The sequence below is a fragment of the Bacteroides sp. MSB163 genome (assembly GCF_036416795.1).
GTDB lineage: Bacteria > Bacteroidota > Bacteroidia > Bacteroidales > Bacteroidaceae > Bacteroides > Bacteroides maternus.
This window is the reverse complement of the sequence record NZ_CP143867.1, coordinates 4,231,502-4,248,685: the sequence shown is the minus strand read 5'-3', so window position 1 is coordinate 4,248,685 and position 17,184 is coordinate 4,231,502. Positions and strand designations below refer to the sequence as shown.

At 44.5% G+C, this 17,184-nt stretch carries 13 protein-coding genes and 1 tRNA gene; 2 read left to right on the top strand and 12 right to left on the bottom strand.

Annotation, left to right across the window (positions count from 1 at the left end):
* Nucleotides 1-44: 44 nt before the first annotated feature.
* From dnaB to purU, 12 genes are all read right to left on the bottom strand, one after another.
* Nucleotides 45-1,427, bottom strand: coding sequence for a replicative DNA helicase (gene dnaB, locus VYM24_RS16230; protein ID WP_299093873.1), 1,383 nt, complete (start codon nucleotides 1,425-1,427; stop codon nucleotides 45-47).
* 158 nt (nucleotides 1,428-1,585) lie between these two features.
* Nucleotides 1,586-2,206 carry a hypothetical protein gene (locus VYM24_RS16225; protein ID WP_291548364.1) on the bottom strand — a complete coding sequence of 207 codons (621 nt, stop codon included), beginning with the start codon at nucleotides 2,204-2,206 and terminating at the stop codon, nucleotides 1,586-1,588.
* A 615-nt stretch (nucleotides 2,207-2,821) separates the two neighbouring features.
* Nucleotides 2,822-3,220: a hypothetical protein gene (locus tag VYM24_RS16220; RefSeq protein WP_291548362.1), complete on the bottom strand. Its 399-nt coding sequence runs from the start codon at nucleotides 3,218-3,220 to the stop codon at nucleotides 2,822-2,824.
* A gap of 33 nt (nucleotides 3,221-3,253) precedes the next feature.
* On the bottom strand, nucleotides 3,254-3,433 hold the full coding sequence (locus VYM24_RS16215; protein WP_291548360.1) for a hypothetical protein: 180 nt from the start codon (nucleotides 3,431-3,433) through the stop codon (nucleotides 3,254-3,256).
* Nucleotides 3,434-3,672: 239 nt separating this feature from the next.
* Nucleotides 3,673-4,833 (bottom strand): diaminopimelate decarboxylase, encoded by a 1,161-nt coding sequence (gene lysA / locus VYM24_RS16210; RefSeq protein WP_291548358.1) that lies wholly within the window; start codon nucleotides 4,831-4,833, stop codon nucleotides 3,673-3,675.
* A gap of 130 nt (nucleotides 4,834-4,963) precedes the next feature.
* On the bottom strand, nucleotides 4,964-6,283 hold the full coding sequence (locus tag VYM24_RS16205; RefSeq protein WP_007209749.1) for an aspartate kinase: 1,320 nt from the start codon (nucleotides 6,281-6,283) through the stop codon (nucleotides 4,964-4,966).
* 21 nt (nucleotides 6,284-6,304) lie between these two features.
* Nucleotides 6,305-7,030 carry a cell division ATP-binding protein FtsE gene (locus VYM24_RS16200; protein ID WP_330940413.1) on the bottom strand — a complete coding sequence of 242 codons (726 nt, stop codon included), beginning with the start codon at nucleotides 7,028-7,030 and terminating at the stop codon, nucleotides 6,305-6,307.
* A gap of 40 nt (nucleotides 7,031-7,070) precedes the next feature.
* Entirely contained in the window at nucleotides 7,071-7,676 is a 606-nt protein-coding gene (gene hisIE, locus VYM24_RS16195; RefSeq protein WP_007209751.1) for a bifunctional phosphoribosyl-AMP cyclohydrolase/phosphoribosyl-ATP diphosphatase HisIE, read from the bottom strand.
* Between the two features lie 120 nt (nucleotides 7,677-7,796).
* Entirely contained in the window at nucleotides 7,797-8,552 is a 756-nt protein-coding gene (gene hisF, locus VYM24_RS16190) for an imidazole glycerol phosphate synthase subunit HisF (protein ID WP_291548353.1), read from the bottom strand.
* Nucleotides 8,553-8,594: 42 nt separating this feature from the next.
* Nucleotides 8,595-9,323, bottom strand: coding sequence for a 1-(5-phosphoribosyl)-5-[(5-phosphoribosylamino)methylideneamino]imidazole-4-carboxamide isomerase (gene hisA, locus VYM24_RS16185; protein WP_291548351.1), 729 nt, complete (start codon nucleotides 9,321-9,323; stop codon nucleotides 8,595-8,597).
* 16 nt (nucleotides 9,324-9,339) lie between these two features.
* A complete protein-coding gene (hisH, locus tag VYM24_RS16180; protein ID WP_044271849.1) occupies nucleotides 9,340-9,933 on the bottom strand; it encodes an imidazole glycerol phosphate synthase subunit HisH in 594 nt (197 codons plus the stop codon).
* Nucleotides 9,934-9,942: 9 nt separating this feature from the next.
* Complete coding sequence (gene purU, locus VYM24_RS16175; protein ID WP_291548350.1) at nucleotides 9,943-10,800, bottom strand: formyltetrahydrofolate deformylase; 858 nt, start codon at nucleotides 10,798-10,800, stop codon at nucleotides 9,943-9,945.
* A 335-nt stretch (nucleotides 10,801-11,135) separates the two neighbouring features.
* On the opposite strand from purU, the gene VYM24_RS16170 reads away from it, so the two are divergent.
* Nucleotides 11,136-11,209: transfer RNA gene (locus VYM24_RS16170), tRNA-Asp, on the top strand.
* 260 nt (nucleotides 11,210-11,469) lie between these two features.
* A complete protein-coding gene (locus VYM24_RS16165) occupies nucleotides 11,470-17,133 on the top strand; it encodes a C10 family peptidase (protein WP_330940412.1) in 5,664 nt (1,887 codons plus the stop codon).
* The last annotated feature ends 51 nt before the right edge of the window (nucleotides 17,134-17,184 follow it).

Below are 17,184 nucleotides of genomic sequence, written 5' to 3'. Positions count from 1 at the left end.
TCACCAAACGACAATTATTTTCATCCCCAATTAATACTTAACACCTATTTCGCATTCTTCATCATCCACTCCAGCGGTGGCACATATTCCCCTATCTTCGTCATGCTGGCATTGTGTCCGAAGTACACATCCCCCGTCTCTCCGTTGCGGTGCTTCGCCACGATCACCACTCCCAATCCCTCACTGGGGTACTTACTCTTGCGCTCCGTCGGCATCCCGTAGAAGGCGGGGCGGTAAAGCAACATCACCACATCCGCATCCTGTTCTATAGCGCCACTCTCACGCAGATCGCTCAGTGCCGGGCGATGATCGGCGCGCATTTCGCAGTCGCGGTTCAACTGGCAAAGTAAGATTACCGGTACATCCAGTTCCTTTGCCATCAGTTTCGCCTTCCGGCTTGCCTCGGCCACTTCCTGTTCGCGGTTGCGGTTCTTCTGTTCCGACTTCATTTCGCAGAGTTGCAGGTAGTCAATAATGATACAGTCGCAGCGTCCTTTCCCTTTCAGCAAGCGTGCCGAGGAACGGATATGATCCATGCCTGTTTTGGGATTATCGTCCACGTAGATGGGAAGCCTTGCCAGCTCCGTGGCGGCATCCAGTGCCTGTTGCTGCTCGCCGGCAGAGAGTTGACCGGTGCGTAAATGGGCGGCATTAAGGTCGGCCGCCCAGGCTGACAGGCAACGGTCACCCAAACGTTCACCCATCATCTCGATGCTGTATATCACCACATGCTTGCCCGCACGCCCTGCCGCCAACGCCAGGTGCAGACCGAAGGCAGTCTTTCCGATAGAGGGACGGGCGGCAATGATGACCAATTCTCCCTGTTGCCAGCCCGCCGTCAGGCGGTCGAGGTCGACGAGCCCGGTAGGAATTCCCGTTACGCCGTCCCGATTGTTAGCCACACGGGCATCCATTTGTTTCAGCGTATCCAGCATCAATTGATCCATGTCACGCATACAGTCGGTAAAAGAAGCTTCTCCTTCAAGGTGATCGAGGAGCCGATGCAGCTCCGCCAGCGTCTCGTCCAGATCTATCGTCTCATCGGCGGCAGCGGCAAGACGACGGTGCAGTCCTACGATCAATTCACGCCTCACGAACTTCTCCCGCAAAAGAAGCGCATGATATTCCAGATGGGCAGAAGAAGCCACGCCTCCGCTCAACGCTGTAATCCGGAACGGCCCGCCCACGGCATCCAGTTTGCCACGCGCGACGAGTTCGTTCTTTACGGTAATGATGTCGATAGGACGCCCCGTATGGTGCAACGCCAACAAGGCGGAGTAGATTTCGCGGTTATTGTCTTCGTAGAACATCTCGGCACGGATCTTATCCGCTACCAGTGCCACAGCAGCGCTTTCCGCCAGGCAGGCGCCCAGCACCACTTCTTCCAGCCGGGCGTCGTGAGGATTCAGTATATCTTCAGTTATCATTGCTATATATTCAAATTTTCATTCAGTTCATAATGGTATAGAAATGAATTATTCACCACAGAGGACACAGAGAGCACAGAGGTTATAATTATCTATGAATTAGAAGTCTAAAAAACTCTGTGAACTCTGTGTCCTCTGTGGTGAAAAGATTCATAACCCTACATAGATGAGTCGCAAAATTCATTCTCAAACACCCTAGATTCTATATAGCGGATCGCCCTATAACAATACCGCACATTGTCCAGACTATAGTAATAATCTTCGATACGCTCCGTAGCCAGCTCCCTTTCCCGGGCAGACAATCTTTTCCAGGCTCTCGAAATCTGCCCCTTGTTTTCTATGGGCAAATGAGTCACTTCGCTGTATCTGACAATAAAAACCTGCAAGGCTTCGTCTACAAGTCTTTCGCCCGGCCGCTTCTTTCCTCCGGGACTTCCCGTCCAGGCATCGTAGCCTGGCACACGGATATGACTAGGCAAGTTCCCCGCCACTTTCTCAATACTTCCCTTGGCAAAACAGTGCTCAAAGAAACGCCGTGTGTGCGCCCTTGTCCATCCCAGTATATCCGACCACCCCAAGAAGGAAATGACCGATTCTCCTCTACCGCAAGTCACCCGCACACCTCCGTGAAGAACCGTCGCTTCCCGGTAGTTAACGTGAGTCAACACCCGCAGAAACGCTTCTTCTTCGCTATCGGCCGCACCCCGTTTCCCATAAATATCCAGCAGCAATGCCCGGGAAACCATGACATAGCCCATCCTTAACGAATTATTATCCATCAATAAACAGTATTTTGAATTAACATTTATTACGAACTTTTTCCAGCCACCTATTCGGCCACCTTTTCATTCTGCCAGTCACCGGGTTACGAGAAAAAGCGGCCAGCCGTCCGGCCAGCGGACGTACATAACATAAGTAAATTAGAAGATAATGATATACTGAAGTATATCTGCAGGAAAACGGATGATACATCTATCCCGAACGGATGATGCGTAGTCCCCAAACAGATGATACGTTCGGGGTAAACAGATAATGCGTTTGCACTAAACGGATGATGCATTTGCACCGAACAGACGATACGTTTTTCGTAAACGTACTCAATCATTTTTACTATTGGATTCAATATCGTATTGTTTATATATTTGCACATAGTATCAAGAAATTCCATTTCTTTCAAATCTCATTTATACTGCAAATATACGCCCATTTATGTGCATCGCAATGGTAAGTATTTACGCGAAAATGAATACAAGTATTTAGAAGTAAAATAGTTACAAATGTATTGATGAATAAAAAATGCAGATAATTTTGCCTCCATTCAATCGGATTACAATTCCTGATATTTAAGATCGGCGGATAACATATCCGCCGGAACACAAAAACATACACACCTATCACCCCGCCTTGTGCACAAACAGCAAATCCTCAACCATCAGGTTGAGGTCTGCTTCGCTGATGCAGCCTTCGTGAAAATAGAAGTAATGGGTGAGCAAACGGCGCACTTGGCGCACGCGGCAGTCGGCTGTATAACCTTTCCACCCACCTACCCTCTTGCCATCCAGTGCCTGACGGATGACGGCTACATACGGAGTAATCAGTTTGCGCACATCGTCACCCGGGCGCACCTGAATCTTCTCACCGGGCATAATGATGGTGACCTCCGGATGGTCGGCGCGAACCACGCGCATGGCCTCCGTCCAACGCACACCATCTGCAATTACGTCACGAGTTGTTTTTTTTGATGCTTCTGTGGCATCCTGTGCCTGAAAGGCACATCTTCTTTTTCTGTTCATTACTTAAAAAAATTGATTATTATTAAATACGAATCAATATTTGATTCCTATATCAGGAACATTCCACAACACTGAAAGAACTTGCAACAATGTGTTTCCGTCTTCTTGCAATATCTTGAATGCCGGTACATATCTGCCCGGTTCCAGTTCCGGCAGGGCCAATATGACTCTGTTATACGAGTATTTATAGATATGCAGAGGATAATTCTGCACCGAGTATTGTCATTTTTATTCTTACTTAAATAGATTATGAAAAATTATAAATGATTCCTGTTCTCAGGACTCAAAGGCGTAATGTTGTGAATACAAAGAAAAGAAAAAGGAGAAATAAGGAGAAGTAAAGGAAAGAAAAGAAGGGAAGCGAGGAAAGAAGAAAGAAAAAGCGTGCAACCCTTATGATAAAGGTGCACGCTCAATGTATCTGTCTATATTCAAATTTCGCATGGATATTTCTACACCAGCTCGTCCGAAGTATAGCCCTTCGGCAACTCGCGGCAATTATAGCTTGAAGCCATAATCTCACCATAGGCGCCTGCAGAACGCAACGCTATCAAGTCTCCACGCTTCACCTTATTCAAGTCTATCGCCTTTCCGAATACATCCGATGACTCACAAATAGGACCTACCACATCATAAGTCTCAACTGTATCTTCTGAAGTGATATTTTCGATCTTATGATAAGCCTGATACAATGCAGGACGAATCAAATCCGTCATACCGGCATCGAGGATAGCAAATTTTTTGTTTGCTCCCTGCTTTACATAAAGCACCTGCGAGATTAGTGAACCGCACTGCCCCGTTATGGCACGCCCCAATTCAAAATGGAGTGTTTGATAAGAGCGCAGCTTCAGATGCTCGGCATAAGTCGAAAAGTAATCCTTAAAATCAGGTATTGCCTGACGGTTGGGATGCTTATAATCAATACCCAGTCCGCCACCTACATTGACGTGCTCGATACGGATGCGGCGTGCCTCCAACTTATCCTGCAGTTCATTCACACGATTGCAAAGAGCCACGAAATCACCCATATCCAATATCTGCGAACCGATGTGGAAGTGCAATCCGATGAACTTCACATTCTTCATCTCCAGTGCCACGTCTATCACATCGTCCATATCCTGCATACTGATACCAAACTTATTCTCTGCCAGCCCGGTAGTGATGTTGGCATGCGTATGTGCACCTACATTGGGGTTGATACGGAAAGCGACATTAGCGATCTTACCTTTAGCAGCCGCCAATTCGTTTATTACTTCCAACTCAGGAATAGACTCCACATTGAAACAGAAGATATTGTAGTCCAAGCTCAGGTTGATCTCCCAATCGGACTTACCTACTCCTGCAAAAACAACCTTATTCGCAGGGAAGCCAGCCTTGATGGCAGCGCGCACTTCTCCCCCACTCACACAATCGGCACCCAGCCCGTTCTCACGGATAATGGTAAGTACCTTCGGATTAGCATTTGCTTTCACAGCATAATGTACCTCAAAATTACCATACTTAGCGGCTTCTGCACGCACGCAGGAAAGAGTGTCGCGCAACACCTTCGTATCATAATAATAAAAAGGGGTACGCAGCTCACGGAATTTATCTATGGGGAATGTTCCTTTCATACTTTAAAACTTTGTTTATAAAGAAAAGAACGCAAATTACGCGAATTACACAAGAGCCTTTATCAGAGAGTTGTGTAATTTGTGTAATTTACGTTCCATATCATATTATATCTGTACTTTCTTATTTCTCTTATTCTTCGTTGAACAGTGCATCACTAAGCGACTGCAATGCCTTATTCTTGTCGCACTCACGGATGAGGAAAGAAATATTGTAGTTACTACCACCGAATGAGATCATTCGTACCGGTATGTCGCGCATGGCATCCAGTGCCTTCGCTTCGAAACCGACATTCTCCCATTCCAAATCACCTACCACACAGACGATACACATATCCTTATCCACCGTAACGGTTCCATACTTCTTCAGGTCGTCCAGAATCTCGTTGAGATGCTTCGTATTATCAACAGATACAGATACTCCTACCTCAGAAGTACAAATCATATCGATAGAAGTCTGATAGCTTTCAAATATTTCGAATACCTTGCGCAAGAAACCATGCGCAAGCAACATGCGGCTGGATTTAATCTTAATAGCCGTAATGTTATCTTTTGCTGCAACCGCCTTAATTTTGCCCTTCTCGGTATCATTGGAAATCATCGTACCGGGAGCAGTCGGGTCCATCGTATTCAGCAAGCGCACCGGGATATTGGCATACTTGGCAGGCTGTATACATGTGGGGTGAAGAATCTTCGCACCAAAATAAGCCAGCTCGGCAGCTTCTTCAAAATGAAGATGACGTACAGGAGCAGTCTTGTCAACGATACGCGGGTCATTATTGTGCATACCGTCGATATCGGTCCATATCTGGATTTCGGAAGCGTTGATGGCCGCACCGATCAAAGAAGCGGTATAGTCGCTTCCACCACGTTGCAGATTGTCTATTTCTCCGTAAGCGTTGCGGCAAATATATCCTTGTGTGATGTAAATCTCAGCACCGGGATGCAATTCCAACTGCATCTGAAGTTTCTCTTTAATATATACAGGATCAGGCTCCGCATTCTTATCGGTACGCATATATTCCAAAGCCGGAAGCAAGATGGACTTCACACCACACTCTTGCAGGTAATAGTTCATCATGGCAGTAGAGATCAGTTCTCCCTGTGCCAGAACCACTTTCTCCTCAAACAGCGTGAAAAGATCTTTGGTATAAGAACGGATGTAGTCAAAATGAGATTTAATCAGTTCCTGGCCTTTCTGTTTATACTCGGGAGTGGAATACAACTCATTCACATGCTGTTTATATTTAGCCTCCAGCTTGTTAATGATTTCGTTGGCACCCTCCGGATTTTTCTTGTACAGATAGTCCGAAATTTCCACCAATGTATTAGTCGTGCCCGACATAGCCGAGAGTACAACTATCTTCTGTTCACCATCAGTGATCAATTTGGCCACTTCCTTTATCCGCGATGCAGAACCTACGGAAGTACCTCCAAACTTTAAAACTTTCATTTTCGTTCCTGTATTAAATGATTATATATTATTATTTGTTTCTTCTACAGTCAGCATCATCCCCGAATACTCGGACGTTACATCTGTTATCTGATGACCTGCGCAGCGATATACCTGTCCCGGAAACTCGTGAAGCAGATGGAGGTTGTGCGTAGTCATCAATACCAATGAGCCACCCATGCGGCTGATGTTATGTAATAGTCCTACAATGGCACGTCCCGTTTCCGCATCCAGATTACCGGTCGGTTCATCCGCCAGGATAATCTCCGGAGAGTTGAGCATAGCCCGGGCAATAACGATGCGTTGCTGTTCGCCTCCCGAAAGTTCGTTAGGGAACTTATATCCTTTATTACCCATTCCTACCTGCACCAGCACTTCAGCAATACGGTCTTTTATTTCCGATTTGTTTTTCCAGCCCGTAGCCTTCAATACAAAAGCAAGATTATCGTTCACCGTGCGGTCAGTCAACAGTTGGAAATCCTGGAACACGATGCCCAACTTACGGCGCAACTGCGGAATATGCTTGCGCTTAATACGACGCATATCATACCCCAGTACCATTGCTTCGCCGGCAGTAATATCCAGTTCTCCGTAGAGTGTTTTTAGCAAACTGGTCTTACCCGAACCTACCTTACCGATAAGGTACACAAACTCTCCCTTCTGCAGCTCAAGGTTTACCTCATTCAGCACGCACAAGTCCTGTTGGTGTACTTCCACATCTTTATATCGTATCAGCGGTTCAGCCATCTCGTTTTTTTTTAATTGTCAATTGTCAACTGTCAATTGTCTAGTGTTTCTTCCACGAAGCGCTATGACGTTCCTGCAATTCGCGTGCCAAATCTTCCAGACTGTATCCTTTGGATGTTAACAACACGATGAGGTGGTATATCAAATCGGCTCCTTCATAGATCAACCGTTCATCAGTTCCGTTACAAGCTTCGATCACTGTTTCCACAGCTTCTTCACCCACTTTCTGTGCCATTTTATTCACACCCGACTCAAACAGGCTGGTTGTGTAAGAACCTTCCGGCATCTCTTCATGGCGCTTAGTAATAAAATCCTGAAGATGCTTCAGGAACATTACAGGCTGTTCATTCTTCTCACCCCAGCATGTATCCGTGCCTGTATGGCAAACCGGCCCCACAGGGTGTACCTGAATCAGCAATGTATCCTGATCACAGTCTTCCTTGATAGAAACGACATTCAGGAAATTACCACTCTCCTCACCTTTCGTCCAAAGACGGTTCTTGGTGCGGCTGAAAAAAGTCACTTTACCGGTTTCTACCGTTTTGTCGTAAGCTTCTTTATTCATGAAGCCCAACATCAGCACCTTAGCGGTATCTGCGTCTTGTATGATTGCCGGAATAAGTCCGTTCATTTTATCAAAATCCATTATCTTATTTACGATTTAGCTATTTACGATTGAAATTACTATATAAAATTGAGCGACCGGAGATTCGTGATTTACCAGAGTAACCTCAATCGTAAATCGTAAATCGTCCAATCATAAATTCTACTTTCTTATCGAGATTCCCTGGGCGCAAAGATACGATTTTAAATCGGGAATTTTAATTTCTCCGAAATGAAAAACACTGGCTGCCAACGCCGCATCCGCTTTTCCTTGCAGAAACACATCACGAAAATGCTCTTTTGCTCCTGCTCCGCCCGATGCAATCACCGGAATAGAGAGGTTATCAGACATTTCAGCAAGCGCTTCATTAGCGTATCCGGTCTTTACCCCATCATGATTCATGCTGGTGAAAAGTATTTCTCCGGCACCACGTTCCTGAGCTTCTTTGGTCCAGGTAAACAGTTCCTTATCTGTTTCTACGCGGCCTCCATTCAGATAGCACCACCAGCCTTTTTCACTTTGTTTGGCATCTACCGCCAACACACATACCTGCGAACCGAAGTTCTTAGCTATTTCATCAATCAGTTCGGGACGGCGAATTGCAGAAGAATTGATAGAAATCTTATCTGCACCGGCATTCAGCAGACGGTCTACATCACTCAATTCGTTGATACCGCCACCTACCGTAAACGGAATACTAATATTGGCAGCAATGCGCTTCACCAACTCTGCAAATGTCTTGCGACCTTCGAAACTGGCTGTTATATCCAGAAAAACCAATTCATCAGCACCTTGCTCACTATACGCACGTGCCAGTTCCACCGGATCGCCCGCTTGACGCAAATTGACGAAATTGGTTCCTTTCACTGTTTGTCCGTCTTTGATATCGAGACAGGGGATAATTCTTTTCGCTAACACTTCTGTTTTGTTTTAACGATTTATATTCATGAGAATGATTCGTCAATAATCCTGCATCATTCTTTCAATTTCCTTCAAAGTAATACGCCCTTCATACAGAGCCTTACCAAAAATAACAGCCGGTACCCCAGCCGTCTCCAATGCACGTATATCTTCCATACTGCCGACACCGCCACTTGCTATCAGGTAAAGGTCGGGATGTTCTTCCAGCATTTCCTTATACAGTTCAATAGAAGGTCCCTGCAACATACCGTCACAACTAATATCCGTGCAAATTACCTTCTGAATACCTTTCTCTACATATTCTTTCAGGAAAGGGAACAATTCACAAGCACTTTCATCCTTCCAGCCATTCACAGCTATCTTCCGGTCTTTCACATCCGCACCAAGAATTATCTTCTCACTGCCGTAAACTTCCAGCCAATGGCAGAACAACTCAGGATTTTTCACCGCAATACTGCCGCCTGTAACCATCTGCGCCCCATTCTCGAAAGCTATCTTCAAGTCTTCATCACTTTTCACGCCACCACCGAAATCAACTATCAGGGAAGTCTGTGAGGTGATTCTATTCAAAACATTATAATTGACTACATGATGAGAAGCCGCTCCGTCCAAGTCTACCACATGAAGCCGGCGAACACCGTGCGCCTCCATCTCTTTGGCCACTTCTACCGGATTTTCGTTATACACCTTCTTACTGTCATAGTCGCCTTGCGAAAGGCGTACACACTTTCCGTCGATAATATCTATTGCAGGAATAAGCTCTATCATATATTCATCTACTTAATTATAATTCTAAAAAATTGCGCAGGATACGTTCCCCTACACCCCCACTCTTCTCCGGATGGAATTGGGTAGCGTAATAATTATCCTTATGCAAGGCAGCGCTAAACGGTTGTATATAATCCGTCACGGCAGCTGTATATTCATTGACCGGAACATAGAAGCTATGCACAAAATAGACAAACTCTTCTTTTGTAAAACCCTTGAATAAGCCACTGTTCGTCTCAGTAAGCGTATTCCAACCCATGTGAGGCACTTTATCCTCATGCTTCTGTGGAACGAAACGCTTCACCTCCGTATCAAAAATACCCAGACAATCCACATCTCCTCCTTCTTCAGAATGGCGACACATCACTTGCATACCCAGACATATCCCTAAAAGGGGCTGCCTAAGTTCCTTAATCAATGCATCCATGCCACTGGCACGCAGAAACTTCATGGTGGTTTCCGCCTCGCCCACACCTGGAAAGATCACTTTGTCCGCCGCACGCAATTCATTTTTATCCGCCGTTACCACAGCTTCCACGCCCAAACGCTTCAACGCATAATCCACCGAATAGATATTGCCCGCATTATATTTGATAATCGCTACTTTCATGAATATACCTTAACTAAATATCACTGTTTTATTCTTATATGCCAATACCTTGCGCTCAATATGCTTCTGCACGGCACGTGAGAGAACAATCTTTTCCAGGTCTTTCCCCTTATTTACAAGGTCTTCTACAGTATCTTTATGAGTGATACGAACCACATCCTGCTCAATGATCGGCCCTGCATCCAATTCTGTTGTCACATAATGACTGGTAGCACCTATGATCTTCACACCACGCTCAAATGCTGCATGATAAGGTCTTGCTCCCACAAATGCAGGAAGGAAAGAGTGATGAATATTGATAATCCGATTGGGATAGGCATCAATCATCCGCTCTGAAATCACCTGCATATAACGCGCCAGTACAATAAAGTTCACCTTATGTTTTGCCAGCAATTCCATTTCTTTTTTCTCCTGTTCTTCTTTTGTCTCCTTTGTAATAGGGAACAGATAGAAAGGTATTCCGAAGCGTTCGGCTACATGTTGCAGGTCGGGATGGTTGCTTATAATAAGAGGAATCTCGACGTTCCACTCTCCTGCCGTATAGCGTGCCAGCAAATCGAACAGGCAATGCGACATCTTAGACACAAATATCGCCATGCGTGGTTTCGCATCCGAGAAATAGAGACGGAAAAACATTTCATATTTCTGTGCGTACAGCGTAGCAAAATAATCTTCAATTTTCTCTTGCGGTATCAGGAAGTTCTTCAATTCCCACTCGATACGCATGAAAAAGATATTCTCCACATGATCGACATATTGGTCCAGATAGATAATATTTCCCTTGTTTACCGTTATAAAGTCTGTCACTTCTGCCAGAATTCCCGGTTTATCGGGACAGTGAAGTAACAGTTTAGCCGTTTTCATCATCCTAAATTATCGTTTTTATCGTTTTCAAATTACAATTTTCTCGATTTGAGTTTGCAAAAATAACGATTTATTGTAAAACAACGAACTTTTCGAGCAAGAAGTTTAAATCAAGCAACAGAAAGCTTCGTTTTCATTACAAAACCATCCCAATGCCCTTTCACAAAAAGCTCTGCAAGGACTTATTTTTTTTTCATATCCCAATGTTCTCAAAATGAGGATATAAAAGAAAAAGTGATAAAATCAAGCAAAAAAAATTCATCATAGCTATTGCAGGTTTCAAAGAAATGCCTACCTTTGCAACCGCAATCGAGAGAGATAGCAAATAAAAATGAAATGGTGCGTTAGTTCAGTTGGTTAGAATACATGCCTGTCACGCATGGGGTCACGGGTTCGAGTCCCGTACGCACCGCAAAGCATTCCCTTGGAAGTCAAATACTTCCAAGGGATTTTTATTTATAACGCGTACCATATTTTCCTTAATTTATGCGTCGATTCCAATTTTTTTTCTACTTTTGCGCCCCGGAAAAACATTTTATTAAAATGAGAGTATTTTTTAGCTAAGCAATGAAACTATCCTGTATCAAAGAATGTATATGCCTACATTCCACCTCCTTAAGATTATACTTACAACATTTACTTTTCAAATAAATCAAAAAAACATTTTATTCTATGTTGAAACAGTTTTTTAAAATGCTGCTTCTTCTTGTCTGTGCAAGTGCTCCTTGCAATATCCATGCCAAGGTTCTTACTCCGGAGGAGGCCGCTAAAATTGCAACTGATTTTTTCAGTGCCGGTAATGTGTCCAGACTAAGTAATATTGATGCATTACAATTAGTGCGTACATCTAAAAAGAGTGACGGTACACCCGTTTATTACGTTTTTAATGCCAAAAACGGCCGCGGTTTTATTATCATATCGGCCGACGACAAGGCAATACCGGTTATAGGATACTCTTACGAGTCTTCATTTGCAACAGACAATGTATCCGATGTTACAACTACTGTGCTTAACAATGCAGTAAAATCTGTAAAAAGCAACTCTGTTGAAATTCGCAAACGCGTAAACACAAGGACTTTTTCAACAAAACTCCTAAAAACACCTGAATGGAGTCAGGAAGCCCCTTTCAATGCCAGGATACCCAATCATCGCCTTGTAGGATGTGTTGGAACGGCCATGGCAACTGTCATGAAATATCACAATCATCCTTCGAAAGGTAACGGTTCGCTTGACGGCATGGATTTCAATGTACAATATGCCTGGAACAATATGCGAACAGACAACTACCGTTTCGGATATTCTGCGGATGAAGCCGAAGCAGTATCCACACTGATGGCTCATTGTGCAGTATCTATCAAAACCGATTTTGGGATGTCGGGTTCAAGTGCTTTCGAAGTACGTATCCCGGCTGCTCTTATATCATATTTCGGTTATGATCCCGGCGTGTCGTACAAGAAGCGTTCCGAAACCGACCGCGCTACATGGGAGGCCATAATCGTTAATGAAATCAATGAAAATCGTCCCGTCATTTACAGTGGTCAAGATGTATCCATCGGCCATGCTTTCGTATGCGATGGATATGAAATAAAAGGTCCCGACACTTATTTCCACATCAACTGGGGATGGGGCGGAGCCGCCAACGGCTATTTCTCTTCTGACGCGCTTAACCCGACAGTCAGCATGTCACACAGCTTTAATGACCAAGCCACCATTATTTATAACATAAAGCCGACGGAATCATCCGCAAGCTGGTCACCTGTGCACATCACATCCGACGAACGGCAAATAGGTATGACTTCCGACATGACGGACATTGACGCCGGCACGAAATTCACGGTGAGAGCCGGCGCTTTTAAGAATGTTTCTTATGAAAACTTCTCCGGGAAGATTGCCGTGGCTCTTTTCTCTTCTGACGGAAAGTTTAAACAACTCCTGAATAGCGGTAAAGGACTGACATTGCAGTCTATGCAAATAATGACACCAAGCTTCTCGGACTTTGAATGTTCGGTACCCGCCGGAACAGATATTGCTGCTGATGATATCATCCGTATGGCTACCATGTCCGGCAACGGTTCAACTGAATGGCTTCCCGTTACCGGAGACCTCATTACGATAAATGAGATAAAAGCGAAAAACAATATCATTCCCTATTTCTCGATAGATATTCCAAACAGTGTAGACGGCGCTCTTATATCTGACGCCGACAACAAAGTCATCAAAGGACGCGACTATTCGTTCAAGGTAGCCGCCACCTCTCCCGACAAGGTTGTTACCGTAAAAGCAAATGGTTTTATCCTCACACCGGCTTCCGAGAATATCTACAAAATCTCAAATGTAACTTCCGACCAACAGATACGCATTATCGTGCAAGCTGCAGAGGATGTAGTAAACAAGCGTAATTTATGGGTTACCGCCGGTGAGCTCGGAAATCTCATCAGCGAAACCGATGCAGGAACCATTAAAGAACTGACCCTCTACGGAACTATTGATGTGCGTGACTTCACGTTCATACGTGAACGCATGAAACTAACCACACTCGATATTTCCAATGTCAATATTGCGGCCAACGGCTCCAATCCTGCCAACGCCATTCCTACCAAAGCGTTCAGTGGTTGCGGCTCATTGCAGCACATAGTATTGCCGAAAAATCTTTCTACTCTGAAAAACGGTTGTTTCAATGCCACCGGTCTGAGAAAAATAGAAATCCCAGCTTCAGTAAGCAACTATGAGTATAATATATTCTTAAATTGCAGCCATTTGAGCGAAGTCATCGTACGCCGTCAATCACCGGCATGGGTTAACTGGTGCGTATTTGCAGGAACTCCCAAGTCAAAACTTGTAGTGCCTGTAGGTGCAGCAACCGCCTACCGTTCAAAAGAGAATTGGCAGGATTTTAAAAACATTGTAGAAGAGAATCCTATTTCACCCTCTTCATATATGGTAGCACTTCAGGAAACGAAAGGAGTAAAAATAACCCCCGACTCCGATAATCTGGAAGTTGCTGCCGGCTCAGCGTTCTCATTTACGATAGAAACCGACAATCGTTTTGGAGATGCCAAAATGGAAGTTTATGCCAATGCCACTAAATTGAGCGCAGAAGCTAACGGACATTATACTGCTACCATCAATGCCAATACGTTGATTTATGCCAATTTTATTTATCCGACACCTACTATCGGGGAATCTTCCTGGAAACTCACAGATTCCAGAGGAGGCGTAGGACTCGCCACTGACGTTATCAATGTAATAGCCGGTAAATCTTTCGCCATACGCGCCAACGCACTGGCAATACCTAAAGATGATGCCGCAATGTTTTATGCCGCCGTTCTTACAGATGCCAACGGAGCCATCAAAGAGTTTATATCTCCTGTATTCAATAATTCATGGACTAATTACGGTGACCTTCCATGCACTTTCAACTGCCTGGTAAAAGAAGCTTCAGTACGTGAAGGCAATCTCGTGCGTATAGCCACTTCATACAACAAGAAAAACTGGCACTTGGTCAAAGGAGATAACGTAAAAGACTCCATTAATGCCATAGGCAATGAAGTGATATATCATAAGGTAACCATGCCATCTACAGTTCAGGGAGCTACTATCCAAGGAGCCATTGACCAGATAGTTCACGGTATGGACTTCTCATGTAAGATCATGCCTGTTTCCGTAGCCGATGCCATAACGGTATCTGTCAATGGCAAAATCGTAGCAGACCGTGTTGGAGTAGCTCAAATAAAGATAGAAAGCGTACGCGAGGATCTTGACATTGCCATACAGGTGGTGTCAGCCGGTGACGAAACCTATACGGCACTCAACATTCATGCAGGCGAACTGGCATCTAAAGTTTCTGCTTCCGCCTTCCCCTCACGCCTTAAACTGATAGGAGAAATGAACGCCGAAGATTTTAAGGTATTACAAGACAACGCTGCCAAACTGGTGGCACTCGACCTGGCTGACGTTACAATAAAGAGCTACCCCAACCCGAATTCATTGCCTACCATGGCATTTGCGTCTTCAACCAGTGGATTGGCCGCATTAACTACTATACTTCTACCCAAGAATCTGGAAAGTATAGAAGCAAATGCATTCTATCGTTGTATCAAAGTACAAGAAATCACCATTCCCGAGAACGTCTCTTATATCGGAAGTAATGCTTTTGCCATGTGTGTGAACTTGAAAAGAATAGTTGTCCTGTCAAAGAACCCTGTAGCCTTGAAGAGCAATCCATTCCCCACAAATACTTCCGGTATAACGCTTGAAGTTCCGCAAGGTACGGAAGCCGACTACGCAGCCAGTGCATATTGGCAAAACCTCAACAGTCAGGCGTCAAAGGTGTACTATAACATCCAGATTGACCAGAATAGAGCTTTCCAATATAGTCAGAACGAACCATTAACCCAAATTGAGGGACCGGGAAACAGCACTAAAACTGTGATGCTTGGCCTACCCAATTTCCAACCGACTTCCTATAAGAAGAATCCGGTTCATCGGCCGGGAGTGGCATTTAAACTTTACGATAACAAAACAGATGTGACGAGTATGCTCGACCCGCTCAGCTCCTCTGATAGTTTCCATCCCGGAGGTTATTATTTAGTGAAATTCTACGGAAACGTAACAGACCCGCAACTTCTGAATTACCCACAGGACCACATCATTGATGTTGTGTTCTATTACAACATCAAAATCACCGACACTTCCGGCAAGGCCAAAATCAGTTTTGTGGATCTGGACGAAAGCAACGTATGGAGAGATGCAGAAATGAATAAATTCATTGAAGGTTCCTCCTTGCGTCCTACACTCTTCAAAGAGGGAGGCAGCTATAAGTTCACCGTTGTTTCAGAAAGCCCCAATATGACCCCTGTGGTTAAAAAGGGCAGCGAGATTGTATATCCGGACGAAAACGGAATATATATAGTAACCGACTTGCAGTCTGATGTGGAGATGGATGTCACAATGACTCTTGCTGAAAACGAGAATGCAGCGCTTGAAGCGGAAGAGATACTCCATATCGGTGAGGAAGAAGCCGCTCAGATTACAGAACTCAACTTGTCCGGAGAGATGACTGATGAAACATTCAGTTATATACGTGATAACTTCACATCCCTGGAAAATCTCAATCTGTCAGGTACGGAAAACAATGATATTCCCTCCGGAGCATTTGCCGGAATGGGAAACCTGGCCCACATAGTAATTCCAGAAAACGTAACTTCAATAGGCAAGAACGCTTTTGAGGGCTGTTCCCAACTTCAGTCACTTTCTCTCAACTCTGTTAACGTAATCGGCGACGGAGCCTTTAAGGGATGTACTTCACTGACAAGTATCACGCTCTACGGAAATTCACAGACTAGCAAGACTCGTGCTTTGACAGCCGGAATAAACGACAACTCATTCGAGGGTATTAATCCCAACTGTATCATTTACCTTGCCAAAGGCTTGGAAAGCCAGATATCTTCAAAATCGAACATTGTGCTCAATGGTGACAACAAATGTGAAGCTTTAACAGATATCATTCTTACCGACAGCTATGCTTTCAATATTCCGGCAAGTTTTAATCTTGGACAGAAGAACATCTCACTGTCTGTCAAATTGAACTATCTGTCGCAAGATGGTTCTAAAGACTGGAAAGGCATTGTGTTACCTTTCACGCCCACACAAATGGTTGACGGAAAAGAGAACAAGTATACCATCGGAGATTCAGGCAATCATACTGTCAGCGTACTGTCTTTCAATGAAAACGGCGAGAAACTTGAAAACCAGGCATCAATAGAGGCAAACAAACCTTATATGATACATCTTAACGGTAAACCGGACGAGACTGTTGATTTTACGTTCTCTACAAGCAACGTCTCAGGCATACGCACCGCAGACGCATCCCTCATGTTCGACGTGCCTATAACTCCGGAAGCCGAAACCATCCTGAAAACCGGTAAACATTTCTGTCTGTATGGCAATTACACCCCTATCCATGCTGATACAGACATGTATATCCCCGATGCCGACGGGTATAGTTTCAACCGCATTACCGATGAAGACATAAAACTTACCATTGCGCCTTTCTCTGTCTATGCAAAAGCCAACAGTCCGGAAGCCGGAAATTCGTTTGAAATAGGTAATGCAGATACTACGACAGGTCTTGGTAAGAACTTCTACAAGGGTCATGAACTGCGACTTTACAAGGACGGAACCAACCTTGTAATCATATCGAATGAAAAACGTGACATCAAGATATTCACGGTTTCAGGGCTGTATGTAACATCACTGACCCTTAATCCGGGCTCAAACACGATATCCCTCAATCCGGGCGTTTATATTGTAGATGGTATTAAAGTAATGCTTTAAACCACTCTGACATATTACTATTAGCCTAATAATGCCTCCTGAAAGCCACAT